The 14314-nt window shown below is 64.4% G+C and carries 8 protein-coding genes; 1 reads left to right on the top strand and 7 read right to left on the bottom strand.

The genetic code is table 11. The features are described 5' to 3' along the window. Nucleotides 1-25: 25 nt before the first annotated feature. The 3 genes from uvrC to CXR29_RS09350 are packed head-to-tail and all read right to left on the bottom strand — an operon-like array spanning nt 26 to nt 7315. On the bottom strand, nt 26-1885 hold the full coding sequence (gene uvrC, locus CXR29_RS09340; RefSeq protein ID WP_101553510.1) for an excinuclease ABC subunit UvrC: 1860 nt from the start codon (nt 1883-1885) through the stop codon (nt 26-28). A 5-nt stretch (nt 1886-1890) separates the two neighbouring features. Next, nucleotides 1891-4761 (bottom strand): excinuclease ABC subunit UvrA, encoded by a 2871-nt coding sequence (gene uvrA / locus CXR29_RS09345; protein WP_127365304.1) that lies wholly within the window; start codon nt 4759-4761, stop codon nt 1891-1893. 58 nt (nt 4762-4819) lie between these two features. After that, nucleotides 4820-7315 (bottom strand): DEAD/DEAH box helicase, encoded by a 2496-nt coding sequence (locus CXR29_RS09350; protein WP_127364389.1) that lies wholly within the window; start codon nt 7313-7315, stop codon nt 4820-4822. Nucleotides 7316-7380: 65 nt separating this feature from the next. Between CXR29_RS09350 and CXR29_RS09355 the strand changes: the two genes are divergently transcribed. Further along, on the top strand, nt 7381-7671 hold the full coding sequence (locus CXR29_RS09355; protein ID WP_127364390.1) for a YciI family protein: 291 nt from the start codon (nt 7381-7383) through the stop codon (nt 7669-7671). 132 nt (nt 7672-7803) lie between these two features. Here CXR29_RS09355 and CXR29_RS09360 read toward each other — a convergent pair whose 3' ends face one another. The 4 genes from CXR29_RS09360 to CXR29_RS09375 form a co-directional block, all read right to left on the bottom strand. Beyond that, nucleotides 7804-8871, bottom strand: a complete 1068-nt coding sequence (locus tag CXR29_RS09360) for a TerC family protein (protein ID WP_127364391.1) — start codon at nt 8869-8871, stop codon at nt 7804-7806. A 187-nt stretch (nt 8872-9058) separates the two neighbouring features. Continuing rightward, the gene (uvrB, locus tag CXR29_RS09365) at nt 9059-11191 is read right to left on the bottom strand and encodes an excinuclease ABC subunit UvrB (protein ID WP_101553505.1); all 2133 of its coding nucleotides are present in this window, start codon (nt 11189-11191) and stop codon (nt 9059-9061) included. A gap of 90 nt (nt 11192-11281) precedes the next feature. Beyond that, nucleotides 11282-12457 (bottom strand): dephospho-CoA kinase, encoded by a 1176-nt coding sequence (gene coaE / locus CXR29_RS09370; protein ID WP_127364392.1) that lies wholly within the window; start codon nt 12455-12457, stop codon nt 11282-11284. Nucleotides 12458-12466: 9 nt separating this feature from the next. Next, nucleotides 12467-14290 carry a hypothetical protein gene (locus tag CXR29_RS09375; protein WP_241241396.1) on the bottom strand — a complete coding sequence of 608 codons (1824 nt, stop codon included), beginning with the start codon at nt 14288-14290 and terminating at the stop codon, nt 12467-12469. Nucleotides 14291-14314: the final 24 nt, after the last annotated feature.

Here is a 14314-nt window from a genome sequence, read left to right on the forward strand (position 1 = left end):
CTACTCTAGGGCAGAATCGCAGAGCTCAGTCGGTCAGAGCCCCGACGATCTTCGCGGCGAGAGCGGGACCGATCCCCTTGACCTCGCAGATCTCTTCGGCGGTGGCGGCGCGGACCTTCTTCACGGATCCGAAATGACGCAGCAGAGCGGTGCGCTTCGATTCCCCGAGCCCCGGGATCTCGTCGAGCACCGAGCTCGTCATCGCCTTTGCACGTTTGGACCGGTGATAGGTGATGGCGAAGCGATGGGCCTCATCACGCAGGCGCTGCATGAGGAAGAGACCTTCGGAGTTGCGTGGGAGGATGACGGGGAACGGATCGTCGGGAACCCAGATCTCTTCGAGTCGTTTGGCCAGACCGACGACCGAGATGTCGACGATGCCGAGATCGGTCAGTGCTCGCGTGGCGGCAGCGACCTGCGGGCCCGCACCGTCGACGACGAGGAGGCTGGGCCGGTAGCCGAAGCGCTCGTCGGGTTCCTCGGAGGTCATCTGCTCGAGGTAGCGGCTGAAGCGACGTGAGACGACGTCGTACATCGATGCCGTATCGTCGGCCGCCGCGTCCCCGTGGATGGCGAAGTGTCGGTAGTCACGCTTCTTCGCCATGCCGTCCTCGAACACGACGAGGGAGGCGACGACGTTCGACCCCTGGGTGTGGGAGATGTCGATGCATTCGATGCGCAGCGGTGCTTCCGCCAGGTCGAGGTGCTCCTGGATCTCCTTGAGCGCCTGGCTGCGTGTCGTCAGGTCGGAGGAGCGCTTGAGCTTGTGCTGGACGAGCGCTTCCTTCGCGTTCTTCCCCACCGTCTCCAAGGCCGCCTTCTTCTCACCGCGTTCGGGCACCCGCACGGTCACTCGGGAACCACGCTGCTGGCTCAGCCACGCCTCCAGCGAATCGAGATCCGCCGGCAGAGTGTCGACGAGGATCTCCTTCGGGATGGCATCGGCGTCGAGGCCGGAGTAGGCCTGACGCAGGTAGTCGGTGGTCAGCTCGGCGGGAGTGTGGTCATCGGAGCGTTCGATGATCCAGCCGCGCTGACCGCGGATGCGACCCTGGCGCACATGGAAGACCTGGACGGAGGCTTCGAGCTCCTCGGTGACGAGGGCGAAGATATCGCAGTCGGCGCTCACGGACAGGACCACAGCCGATTTGTCGAGGACCTTCTGCAGCGCGGAGATCTCGTCGCGCAGACGGGCCGCGCGCTCATAGTCGAGTTCTGCCGCGGCGCTGGCCATCTCCTTCTGCCGGTGGCTGATGAATCGGCCGGTGTTGCCGGACATGAAATCTGAGATGCTGCGGGCGAGATCCTTGTGATCGCCCTTGCTGATCTGGCCGACGCAGGGGGCTGCGCATTTGTCGATGTATCCGAGCAGACAGGGTCTGCCGCTGCGTTCGGCCCGGCGGTAGACGCCTGCTGTGCAGGTCCGCATGGGGAAGGCCCTGAGCAGCAGATCGAGCGTGTCCTTGATCGCCCACACCTGGGCGAACGGACCGAAGTACTTCACGCCCTTGCGTCGCTTTCCGCGAGTGATGAAGGCACGAGGCACCTCGTCGTTCATCGTGATCGCCAGATACGGATAGGACTTGTCGTCGCGGAACATGACGTTGAACCGCGGATTGAACTCGTTGATCCACGTCCATTCGAGCTGGAGCGCTTCGACCTCGGTGTCGACGACGGTCCATTCGACCGAGTTCGCGGTGTGAACCATCGTCGAGGTGCGCGGATGCAGCGCGGCGGGATTGGCGAAGTACGAGTTGAGTCGGTTGCGGAGGTTCTTCGCCTTCCCGACGTAGATCACCCGCCGATCGGGGTCCCGGAACTTGTAGACCCCGGCCGAGGTGGGGATCGACCCGGTGGCCGGACGGTAGGTGGATGGCTCAGGCATTCGGATCAGGACTTGAGAATCGGTTTGAGGAACCGTCCGGTATGGGATTCGGCCACCTCGGCGACCTCTTCGGGGGTGCCCTGGGCGATGATCTGCCCACCACCGCGACCGCCCTCCGGTCCGAGGTCGATGATGTGATCGGCGTTGCCGATGACGTCGAGGTTGTGTTCGATGACGATGACCGTATTGCCCTTGTCGACGAGTCCCTGGAGGACCATGAGCAGCTTCGAGATGTCCTCGAAGTGCAGTCCGGTCGTCGGTTCGTCGAGCACGTAGACGGTGCGGCCGCGGGAGCGCTTCTGCAGTTCCGCGGCGAGTTTGACACGCTGGGCCTCACCGCCGGAGAGAGTCGTGGCCGGCTGCCCGAGTCGGACATAGCCGAGCCCCACTTCGACGAGCGTCTTGAGGTGTCGCGAGATCGCCGGAATCGCGGCGAAGAAGTCGTTGGCCTCTTCGATGGGCATATCGAGGACTTCGGCGATGTTCTTGCCCTTGAACGTGACTTCCAGCGTCTCGCGGTTGTACCGGGCGCCCTGGCAGACCTCGCAGGGGACGTAGACGTCGGGCAGGAAGTTCATCTCGATCTTGATCGTGCCGTCGCCGCTGCAGTTCTCACAGCGTCCGCCCTTGACGTTGAACGAGAACCGTCCGGGCAGATAGCCGCGGACCTTCGCCGATTCGGTTTCGGCGAACAGTCGGCGCACATGGTCGAAGACGCCGGTGTAGGTCGCGGGGTTCGACCGCGGGGTCCGCCCGATCGGCGACTGGTCGACGTGGACGACCTTGTCGAGGTTGTCCAAACCGGTCACGCGCTTGTGCCGTCCCGGCACCCGGGAGGCGCCGTTGAGGACATTCGCCATCTGCGTGTAGAGGATCTCGTTGACCAGGGTCGACTTGCCCGACCCGGAGACGCCGGTGACGGCGGTGAGTACGCCGAGGGGGAAGGACACCGTGACGTCGCGCAGGTTGTTCTCCACGGCCTTCTCGACGGTGACCATCCGGTCCTTGTCGACGGGACGGCGGGTCGGCGGGATCTGGATCGCTCGTCGACCGGAGAGATAGTCGCCGGTGATCGATCCGTCGGCATCCTTCAGGCCGGTGACAGGACCGGAGTAGACGACCTCTCCCCCGTGCTCGCCGGCACCGGGCCCGATGTCGACGATCCAGTCGGCGGATTCGATGGTGTCCTCATCGTGTTCGACGACGATGAGGGTGTTGCCGAGATCCTTGAGCTTGTTGAGCGTTTCGATGAGTCGGCGGTTGTCACGCTGGTGCAGACCGATCGAGGGCTCGTCGAGGACGTAGAGGACGCCGACGAGGCCGGAGCCGATCTGTGTGGCCAGGCGGATGCGCTGGGCCTCACCGCCGGAGAGCGTACCGGCGGCCCGGTTGAGGCTGAGGTAGTCGAGGCCGACGTCGAGGAGGAAGCCGAGGCGGGCGTTGATCTCCTTCATCACCTGCGCCGCCACCGCGGCGTCCCGGGAGCTCAGTTCGAGGGAACCGAGGAAGGAGGCCGCTTCGTCGAGGGCGAGTTCGGAGACCTCGGCGATGGATCTGCCGCCGACCCTGACGGCGAGGATCTCCGGTTTGAGGCGCGTACCGTCGCAGCTGGCGCACGGGATCTCCCGCATATAGGACTCGTAGCGTTCCCGCGACCACTCGGATTCGGTTTCCTCGTGCTTGCGCTGAATGTATTGGTAGACGCCCTCGAAGCCCGTCGAGTATGTGCGTTCGCGGCCGAAGCGGTTCTTGTACTTCACGTGGACCTTGTAGTCCTTGCCCGTGAGTATCGCAGTCTTCGCAGTCTTCGGCAGCTTCTTCCACGGCGTCTTCATATCGAAGCCGAGTTCGTCGCCGAGGCCCTTGAGCAGACGGTTGAAGTACTTCGCGACCTGTTTGCCGCCCGACCAGGGGGCGATGGCCCCGGAGCCGAGGCTGAGGTCCTCGTCGGGGACGACGAGAGCTTCGTCGACCTGCAGGCGGGTGCCGATGCCGTCGCAGGTGGGGCAGGCGCCGAAGGGCGAGTTGAAGGAGAACGAGCGGGGTTCGATCTCGTCGATCGTCAGGGGGTGCTCGTTCGGGCAGGACATATGCTCGGAGAATGTGCGCGTCGTGCCTGCGTCGACGAGTTCGACGTCGATGCGTCCATCGGCCAACCCCAGCGCGGTTTCGACGGAGTCGGTCAGGCGCGGGCGCATTCCCGATTTGGCGACGAGGCGGTCGACGACCACGGAGATCGTGTGCTTGTACTGTTTCTCCAGGGTCGGCGGTTCGCTCAGGCTGATCTGCTCACCGTCGACGATGGCCCGGGAGAAGCCCTTGGACTGCAGGTCGGTGAAGAGGTCGACGAATTCGCCCTTGCGGGAGCGGATGACGGGAGCGAGGACGAGGAACTTCGTGCGTTCCTCGAGTTCGAGCAGCTGGTCGACGATCTGCTGCGGTGTCTGCTTCGTGATGACCTCACCGCAGACGGGGCAGTGCGGGGTGCCGATCCGTGCCCACAGCAGGCGCAGGAAGTCATAGACCTCGGTGATCGTGCCGACGGTCGAACGCGGATTGCGCGACGTCGACTTCTGGTCGATCGACACCGCCGGGGACAGCCCTTCGATGAAGTCGACGTCGGGTTTGTCCATCTGTCCGAGGAACATCCGGGCATAGGAGGACAGGGATTCGACGTAGCGTCGCTGCCCCTCGGCGAAGATCGTGTCGAAGGCGAGCGACGATTTGCCGGAACCGGACAAGCCGGTGAACACGACCATCGAGTCGCGCGGCAGCGCGATCTCGACGTTCTTGAGATTGTGCGCTCGGGCTCCCTTGACCCACAGGGTGTCGAGATGGGAAACGCCTGTCACTTGCTCACCGTTATTGGTTTTCATCACCTGACCACTGTATTACTCGGCACTGACATTGCTGTATTCGCAACGGTTCGAAGACTCATCCGCCGATCTCTCCGACGGAGAGGATGCGGAGCACGATGTCTCCGGATTCGTCGCTGGCGGCCACGTCCACCTCGGCGTCGATGGCCCAGTCCCTGTTGTCGTCGGGGTCGGCGAGGATCTGTCGGACGCTCCATGTGTCTGAACCGGGTGTGATGTCGATATATTCCCGTCCGCGGGCCTTCTGGTCGACGATGAGCTCCCCGTATTCGTCGTAGAAGTCCTCGATCGCGTCCTCCCAGGCCCGTGAGTCGAACCCGGATTCGGCGTCGAGACGGCCGAGCTCCGTGTAGTTCGCACGTTCGGCCAGCAGGACTCGGTGGAACAGAGCATTGCGGATCTCCGCGGTGAAGACCTTCGTGTTCTCGGAGAAGCGGCGGTCGAGGGCCGGCAGATCGTCGGTAGCTTGAGTGGGGTCGAGACCCTGCAGGGTGCGCCATTCGTCGAGCAGCGACGAATCAGTCCGCGCGATGGTCTCACCACACCATTCGATGATGGTCTCGAGTTCCTCGGTCCGGTTCTCCGCGGGAACGTTGTGGAGCAGTGCGCGGTAGACGTCGGTGAGGTAGCGCAGCAGGCTGCCCTCGGCCCGGGCGAGACTGTAGTAGCCGACGAACTGGGTGAAGCCCATAGCCTGCTCGATCATGTCGCGGACGACGGATTTGGGTTCGAAGCCGCCCCGGTGGAGCCAGGGATGAGTCTCGACGAAATGGTCGAAGGCCGGGTCGAGCAACTCGGCCAGGGGTGCGGGGCTTTCGATCTCGTCGAGGATCGCCATGCGTTCGGCGTATTCGACGCCTTCGGCCTTGAGCTCGGCCAGGGTCTCTCCCTTGATCCGGTCGAGTTGGCCCTTCAGTATCTGGAACGGCACCGAGGTGGTCGCCTCGACGATGGATACCACGTCGAGGGCGTAGGTGTCGTCGTCCTCGTCGAGAAGGTCGAGTGCGGCGAGAACGAAGGGCGCCAGGGGCTGGTTGAGCGCGAACTGCGGTCCGAGGTCCTGGGTGGCGACGAGCTCGCTGCCGCGGACCTCGATGAGACCGGCGTCGATGAGGGAGCGTCCGATGCTGATCGCGGTGAGTTTGAGGTCGAGTCGGCGGTCGCTGCTCTCATGCGTCTTGTCGATGAAGTCGCTGATGGTCGAGACGTCGGAGCCGGGGCGGGCGACGAGGTTGAGGATCGTCGAATGGTCGATCTTCATCCGCGGCCGCAGGGTCTCGGATTCGCCCTCGATGAGTTTCGTGAAGGTCTCTTCGGACCAGCCGACGAAGCCGACGGGGGCGGACTTCTTCTTGATCTTCTTCTTTTTCTTCTTCTCATCGTTCGCGGCCTTCGCTTCGGCCTTGAGGTTGTCGATGACGTGTTCGGGGGCTTGGGCGATGACGTAGCCGCGGGTGTCGAATCCGGCGCGACCGGCACGCCCGGCGAGCTGTTGGAATTCGCGGACGCTGAGCCTGCGCATCTTCCGCCCGTCGAACTTCGTCAGTCCGGTCAGCAGCACGGAGCGGATGGGCACGTTGATGCCCACACCGAGGGTGTCCGTGCCGGAGATGACGAGCAGCAGACCCTTCAGCGCGAGCTGTTCGATGAGTCGGCGGTACTTCGGCAGCATCCCCGCGTGGTGGACGCCGACGCCGTGCAGCAGCAGTTTGCGCAGGCTGGTCCCGAATCCCTTGCCGAAGGTGAAGCCCTTGATGGCGGCGGCGATCGCCGCCTTCTGCTCCTTCGATGCGAGGTCGACCGAGAGCAGATTGGTGGCGAGGTCGATGGCGCCGTTCTGGGAGTATGAGACGACGTAGACCGGGGCCTTGTCGTTGCGGACGAGCCCGCGCAGCGTGTCCGAGAGCGTCTCTGTCGAATATTCGTACTCGAGCGGGACGGGTCTGGTCGCCGAGGTGACCACGGAGGAGTCCCGTCCGGTCGTCTCCGTCATGGTTCGCCGGATATCGGCGGTGTCGCCCAGGGTGGCGGACATGAGGACGAACTGGGTCTGCGGCATCTCGAGGAGGGGCACCTGCCAGGCCCATCCGCGCGAGGGGTCGGCGACATAGTGGAATTCGTCCATGACGACCATTCCCGCGTCGAGCATTCCGCCTTCGCGCAGCGCCTGATTGGCCAGGATCTCCGCCGTGGCGCAGATGACGGGAGCGTCCGGGTTGACGGTGGAGTCACCGGTGATCATGCCGACGTTCTCGGCTCCGAAGGCGTCGATGAGGGAGAAGAACTTCTCGCTCACCAGGGCCTTGAGCGGGGCCGTGTAGTACGACCGGATCCCGCGGGTGAAGGACTGGTAGAGGGCGAAGAGGGCGACGAGTGACTTCCCCGAACCGGTCGGGGTCGCCATGATCGTATTGTCGCCGGCGAGGATCGTGAGGAACGCCTCGTCCTGAGCCGGGTACGGCTCGACACCGATCTCTGCGCAGTATTCGCCGAAGGACTCATAGATCGTGTCGTCGTCCGCGAATTCCGCTGGGATCTCCTGCAATCTGGCCACGCTGATGCACAGACCTTTCCGATTAGACTGGTTCCATCCTATTGCTCGACACCGAGGAGTCACACATGCCGGTCTTCGCCGTCACCTATCACTATGGTCCCGATACGGATACGCGGATGGAGCACCGCCCTGCGCACCGACGCTGGCAGGCGGAGATGAATGAGGCCGGGACGATCCTGGCATCCGGTCCCCTGGACAACGATCCCCAGCCGGGAGGACTGCTGATCCTCAGCGCCGCCGACCGTGGAGAGGTCGAGGGCCACCTCGCGGCCGATCCCTATGCGTCGCTCGGAGTCATCGAGTCGACGGACATCCGCGAGTGGACCCCCGTGTTCGGGCCCTTCGCCCTGGGCTGAGCGGCCTCCTTCCGGTTCGGGTCTGCCCGGACGGAGCAGACACGAGCGGGGTCCGTCTCGAGAGATCGAGACGGACCCCGCTCGTTCTGTGCCGACACCGAGGCGGTGTCGGCACGACCGAATCCGATCGGCTCAGGCCTCTTCGGACTCGTCTGACTGGTCGGCGCTGACGTCCTTGAAGGAGATTCCGTCCTTCTTCATCTTCATCAGCGAGGCGATCGTGGCGACCGCCATGGCGAGGACGATGACGGTCAGGGACAGCCACGTCGGCACCTCGGGGATCGAATGTCCCCACGCCAGGAACTCCCAATCGCTCGAATGCAGAGCGTGGATGATGAGCTTGATGCCGATGAACCCGAGGATCGCAGCGATTCCGTAGTGGAGGTACACGAGCTTGTCGACGAGCCCTCCGAGCAGGAAGTACAGCTGACGCAGTCCCATCAGGGCGAACACGTTCGCGGTGAACACGAGGAACGCATTCTGCGTGACGCCGAAGATCGCGGGGATCGAGTCGAGTGCGAACATCACATCGGTCGAGCCGATGGCGATGAACACGATGAACATCGGGGTCCAGTACTTCTTGTTGTCGTCGAGGGTCACCCGCAGCTTGTTGCCGTGAAATTCGTCGACGACGTTGATCCGCTTCCGCAGGAACCGGATGAGGCCGTTCTCGCCGTCGCCCTCGTCTTCGGAGCTGAAGGCCTGCCGGTAGGCGACGATGAGGAGGAAGATGCCGAAGATGAAGAAGACCTCGACGAAGGCGCTGATGATCGCCGCACCCGCGAGAATGAAGATGCCGCGGAAGACGATGGCGATGATGATGCCGACCATGAGCACTTCCTGCTGGTACTTCCGCGGTACCGAGAAGCTGCCCATGATGATGATGAAGACGAACAGGTTGTCGATGCTCAACGAGTACTCGAGCAGCCAGCCGGTGAGGAATTCGCTGCCGTGCTGGGCATCGCCGATGGCGAACAGCGCACCGGCGAAGACCAGCGCCAGGGCGACGTAGAAGGCGACCCAGATGCTCGCTTCGCGCATCGACGGGGTGTGTGGTCGTTTGACGACGAGGAGGAGGTCGAAGACGAGGATCGCAACGACGATGATTCCCGAGGTGATCATGAACCAGACGGGAATCGGAGATTCGCTCGTTGCAGCGGCGTTGCCGCCGGCGGCCAGCGTGGAGGACAGGATATCCATGGATGCCTTTCGTGGTGAATAGGATGTATCCAGGTCGAAAGTCTCTCCCACGCGGTGAATCTGCGTGCGCTCCGCGTCCGGACCCCGGTGTGGAGTCGTGGTGACGACCGCGGATGGACGGGATACTCCCTTTCGCCAGCACACCAGTATAAACACGCGAGCATCGCTCACGCGTCACCGGCACGGCTCAGGCGTGCCCGGCCTCCTTCATCTGACGCAGCTCCTGCTTGAGGTCGGAGAGCTCATCGCGCAGACGTGCGGCGAGCTCGAACTGCAGTTCCGCGGCAGCCGAATGCATCTGCGAGGTCAGCGATTCGATGAGTTCGGTGAGGTCAGCGGCCGGCGGGCGCAGCGAACCGCTTTGGCCCGCGGCTTCCCTCTGGTCGTCGGTCAGGGTCGAGTTGTAACCGCGTTTTCCCTTGCCGTAGTCGAACTCCGTGAGCAGCTCACGCGTGTCCTCGTCCTCACGCTGCAGTCGTTCGGTGATGTCCGCGATCCGCTTGACCAGCGGCGCCGGATCGATTCCGTGCTCGTCGTTGTAGGCGATCTGGATGGCGCGCCTGCGGTCGGTCTCGTCGATGGCGGTGCGCATCGAATCCGTGATCGTATCGGCGTACATGTGCACCTGGCCGTTGAGGTTGCGTGCGGCACGACCGATCGTCTGGATGAGCGATGTCGACGACCGGAGGAAGCCTTCCTTATCGGCATCGAGGATCGCCACGAGGGAGACCTCGGGAAGGTCGAGGCCCTCACGCAGGAGGTTGATGCCGACCAGCACATCGAATTCGCCCGCGCGCAACTCTGTGAGCAGCTCCACACGTCGCAGGGTGTCGACGTCGGAGTGTAGGTACTGGACGCGGATATCGTGTTCGAGCAGATAGTCGGTGAGATCTTCGGCCATCTTCTTCGTCAGGGTCGTCACGAGCACACGCTCATTCGCATCGACGCGTGTCTTGATCTCATCGAGCAGGTCGTCGATCTGCCCCTTCGTCGGCTTGACCTTGATCTCCGGGTCGACGAGTCCGGTGGGGCGGATGATCTGCTGGACGTATCCGTTGGCGTTGCCGAGTTCGAAGTTGCCGGGTGTGGCCGACAGGTACACGCTCTGTCCCACGCGCTCCCGGAACTCGTCGAACTTCAGCGGCCGGTTGTCCATGGCACTGGGCAGACGGAAACCGTGCTCGACGAGGGTGCGCTTGCGCGACATATCACCTTCGTACATGCCGCCGATCTGCGGGACGGTGACATGCGATTCGTCGATGACGAGCAGGAAGTCCTCGGGGAAGTAGTCGAGCAGGCAGTTCGGTGCCGAACCGGGTGCGCGACCGTCGATATGCCGGGAGTAGTTCTCGATGCCGGAGGTGAAGCCCATCGATTCCATCATCTCGAGGTCATAGGTCGTGCGCATCTTCAGCCGCTGCGCTTCGAGCAGCTTGTTCTGAGACTCGAATTCGCTCAGCTGCTTCTGCAGCTCGTCCTCGATCCCGCTGATGGCCTTCGCCATCCGGTTCTCACCGGCGACATAGTGGCTGGCCGGGAACACGTGGATGGTCTCCTCGTCGCGCACGATCTCACCCGTCAGCGGGTGGAGGGTCTGCAGCGATTCGATCTCGTCGCCGAAGAACTCGATGCGCAGCGCAAGCTCCTCGTACTGCGGGATGATCTCCACGGTGTCTCCGCGCACACGGAAAGTGCCGCGGGTGAAGGCCATATCATTGCGGGCGTACTGCATCGACACGAAGCGTTTGAGCAGTTCGTCCCGATCGCATTCGTCGCCCTTGTGAAGGGTGACCATCCGGTCGACGTACTCCTCGGGTGTGCCGAGACCGTAGATGCACGACACCGTCGAGACCACGACGACATCACGCCTGGTCAGCAGCGAATTCGTGGCCGAGTGCCGGAGACGTTCGACCTCGTCGTTGATCGAGGAGTCCTTCTCGATGAACGTATCCGTCTGCGGGACATAGGCTTCCGGCTGGTAGTAGTCGTAGTAGGAGACGAAGTACTCGACCGCGTTGTTGGGCAGCAGCTGTCGGAACTCGTTCGCCAGCTGCGCGGCGAGAGTTTTGTTAGGCGCCATGATCAGGGTAGGTCTCTGCACCTGCTCGATGAGCCATGCCGTCGTCGCCGACTTGCCTGTGCCGGTGGCACCGAGGAGGACGATGTCCCGCTCTCCTGCGTCGAGCCGGTCGGAGATCTCTCGGATCGCCGTCGGTTGGTCACCGGAGGGAGAGTACTCGGAGACGACCTCGAAGGGCGCCACCTCGCGGGTGACGTCGGGGCGGTGGCCGATCGCTGGCAGGGGGCGTTCTGAGCTCATAGTCCAACCCTAGCCCCCGCCCCTGACATTGGGCAGATCGGAGTCGGAACGACAGCCTCGGCGAAGTGCCTGCCGACATGTGTCAGCGTGTCAGTCGAAGCTGTCGGGCACCAGTCGGCGGCGCATCTGCAGGAAGTACGGTTCCTTCGATTCCGCATATGTTCGTATCATCTGCCCGTTCGTCCCGCCCGCAGCCTTGGCTTCGGCCACACGGTCTCTCTTCAACTCGAGGTAACGGTCCCGCTCCCCCGGGTCCGCGATGAGCAGGTCACGTAATGCGCGGGCGAAGCGCACACCGACCGAGTCCGCGGTGCGCACATGCAGATTGACGGCGCGGCCGGGGTCCGTGTTCGCGTGGAACCATTTCCCTTCGGTCGACTCTTCGCCGAGGTGGTCGCACATCTCGGCTCCCGGATAACCGAGTTCGGCCAGTCGGGGTGCCAGCTCCCTGGCGGCGGTGAGATCGGGGACGAGGAGCTGCAGATCGATGACGTCCTTGGCTGGCAGTCCCGGCACAGAGGTGGAGCCGATATGTTCGATGGCAAACTTCTCGCCCGTGCCGTGTCGCAGCTTCCTGATCGCTCTCTGCGCGTCACCGATCCAGTCGGCATCCGCGGGATCGACGAGTTCGAGGGCTGCCTTCGGTGCCCGCTGCCCGGACGCGAGATTGGCGGCGAAGGGGCGGATCCGGGATTCGATGAGCCGGGCGACCGCGGCCTTCGTCTCGTCGACGGGACCGGAGTTGTCGATGGTGACATCGCAGGCTGCTCGGCGGGTGTCGTCATCGGCTTGGCGGGAGATCCGTGCGGCGGCGTCGTCGCGGTCCATTCCGCGGGAGTCCATGAGCCGCTGAAGGCGCACCTCGGCGGGCACGTCGACGAGGAGATTGAGGTGGTAGGCCGGTGTCATGTCGTTCTCGACGAGCAGCGGAACGTCGTGGACGACGATCTCGGCGTCGGCGTGTCTGGCGAAGTGTTCGGCGGTGCGGTCGCGGATCGCCGGATGCATCAGGCCGTTGAGCCGTGCTGTGTGGTCGGAGTCGACGAAGGCTTCCGCGGCCAGTGCCTGCCGGTCGAGCGAACCGTCGGAGTGCAGCACCTGCGGCCCGAAGGCCTCGGCCAGCTTCTCGAGCAACGGCTGTCCGGGTTCGACGACTTCGCGGGCGATCCTGTCGGAGTCGACGAGCACTGCCCCGTGTTCGACGAGCATTGCGGACACCGTTGACTTTCCGGCGCCGATTCCGCCGGTGAGACCGATTCTCAGCATGGGATCATCTTACTGATCCAGTCGGTACACCCGCACTCCCTCCTCGGCGAAGATCGGATCTCCGACGGCGGCATCGAGGAATTCCGCATAGTCTCCGTCGCCTCCCGGCAGCAGCGGAGCTTCGGGCGCGAGGACGATGAAGTCGACCCCGGTCTCCCTCAGTTCGGCGATCGCCGAGGCGACTTCCGGACTGTCCGCGCCCGGCATGGGCTCACCGTCGAAGACGGAGCCGTGCAGGAGTTCGTCGAGGGCATCCTCGGGGGCGGAATAGGTCACCGGCGATTCCGGGCTCGAACCGATGAAGTAACCGCCGGTCTCGCGGTAGCGGAATCCGCTCACCGACTGCCACACCATGGCCTCGTCGGCGTGGGGCTCGGCCCATGCGAGGGGGCGGGGGAAAGTCTTGACGACGGATCCGGCGGGGATCACCTCGGCGATGGAGTGCTCGTAGAAGTCCGGAACTGTCACCTCATGGGCGGTCTGCGGAGCAGGGAGGATGGCAACGGCGGCGAGGACGAGCAGAATGAGGAGGGCGCGGGCGCGACGCAGCTTCCGGTGGCTCAGGGCCCACTGGAGGCCGATTCCGAGCACGGCGAAGAGCGCGATCGTCGAGTGGAAGACGAGCCGCATGGGCAGGATGTTGTTGAGTACGGGGACGGCCTCGACGAGCGCGAACGGACCGGTCTCGACAAGCACGCGGCCGCCCAGGAGGATCGGGGAACCCAACGCCAGCAGGAAGACGAGGAATCCGGTTGCGGCCGCGATGCGCACCGGCACCGCAGACACGGAGCGGCGGCCGAGGCCGGCGACGATGAGCACGGAGGCCACCAGAGCCGGTACGCCGATGTAGGCGCCGAGTTCGGCCGGGTCGATCTCCATGATCCGGGGCAGCGGGGAGACCCCGGAGCTCAGCCAGGCCGGGGCCGCAGGCAGAATCGGGTCGAGCAGGTCGGTGTTCCATACTCCGTGTGGGCGAATGGCGCCCTGTGGGGCGTTCGGCCCGGACATGGTCACCAGCAGCGGGATCGCACACAGCATGGCGATGCAGCCGGCGACTGCGGAACCGAGACCGAGGGCGCCCCATGACCGGGCGCGGTAGAGGCGGCGTCCGAAGACGACGAGGCTGGCCAGGAAGCAGAGTGCGGCGAGGAAGGTTCCGGCCAGAACTTCGGTGGAGACGTAGAACTGGAAGCCGAGGAGGAGCCCGAAACCTCCGCCGAGCGCCCAGAGGCGGCGATCGCGGAGAAGGCAACGGCCATGAGCGGCGGTCGTCCGCCCGAGGTCGAGAAGGGCAACGATCGCCCACGCGGTCAGGGGCGGGGTGACGATATAGGCGAGGTTCGGGTGGCCGCCGAGCTGGGCGATGACATAGCTGGAGAAGCCGACCCCGGCAGCGGCGAGGAAAGCGGGCAGACGGTCGAGGAAGCGGCGGAAGAGCACCGCCGTGGCCAGGCTGCCCAGCACCGGGAAGGCGAGGACGAGCAGGTTGTAGCTCACGATGGGGCCGGCCACCCACGTCACGGGAGCGAGCAGGATCGCGAAGCCGGCCAAAGAGGTGTTCCAGGCACCGTTGACTCCCCCACCGAGGGCGTTCATCGATTCCGTGTACAGCAGGCCGTCGGTCTCACCGGTTCCGAATCCGAGGGCGTCGGCGAGCACGTGTGCGCCGTGGCCGAGCCACCAGATGAACAGGGAGGTGTCGTCGTTGGACGCGACGACGCTGCCGCCGGGATCGGCGGCGACGGAGCCGAAGACGGTCAGGCTGCCGACGCAGAGGATGAGGCTGTACCACAGCCAGGGGCGCAGGCGCGCTCGGACAGTGGGGGCATACACAAAGGGCTCCCGGCCTTCCGACCG

Source organism: Brevibacterium linens (genome assembly GCF_003999335.1).
In the GTDB taxonomy this organism is placed as follows: Bacteria; Actinomycetota; Actinomycetes; order Actinomycetales; family Brevibacteriaceae; genus Brevibacterium; species Brevibacterium linens.

What these genes read in the sequence shown, in the direction of transcription:
- uvrC (WP_101553510.1), bottom strand. Translation starts at nt 1,885, where the DNA reads ATGCCTGAGCCATCCACCTACCGTCCGGCCACCGGGTCGATCCCCACC.
- uvrA (WP_127365304.1), bottom strand. Translation starts at nt 4,761, where the DNA reads ATGAAAACCAATAACGGTGAGCAAGTGACAGGCGTTTCCCATCTCGAC.
- CXR29_RS09355 (WP_127364390.1), top strand. Translation starts at nt 7,381, where the DNA reads ATGCCGGTCTTCGCCGTCACCTATCACTATGGTCCCGATACGGATACG.
- CXR29_RS09360 (WP_127364391.1), bottom strand. Translation starts at nt 8,871, where the DNA reads ATGGATATCCTGTCCTCCACGCTGGCCGCCGGCGGCAACGCCGCTGCA.
- uvrB (WP_101553505.1), bottom strand. Translation starts at nt 11,191, where the DNA reads ATGAGCTCAGAACGCCCCCTGCCAGCGATCGGCCACCGCCCCGACGTC.
- coaE (WP_127364392.1), bottom strand. Translation starts at nt 12,457, where the DNA reads ATGCTGAGAATCGGTCTCACCGGCGGAATCGGCGCCGGAAAGTCAACG.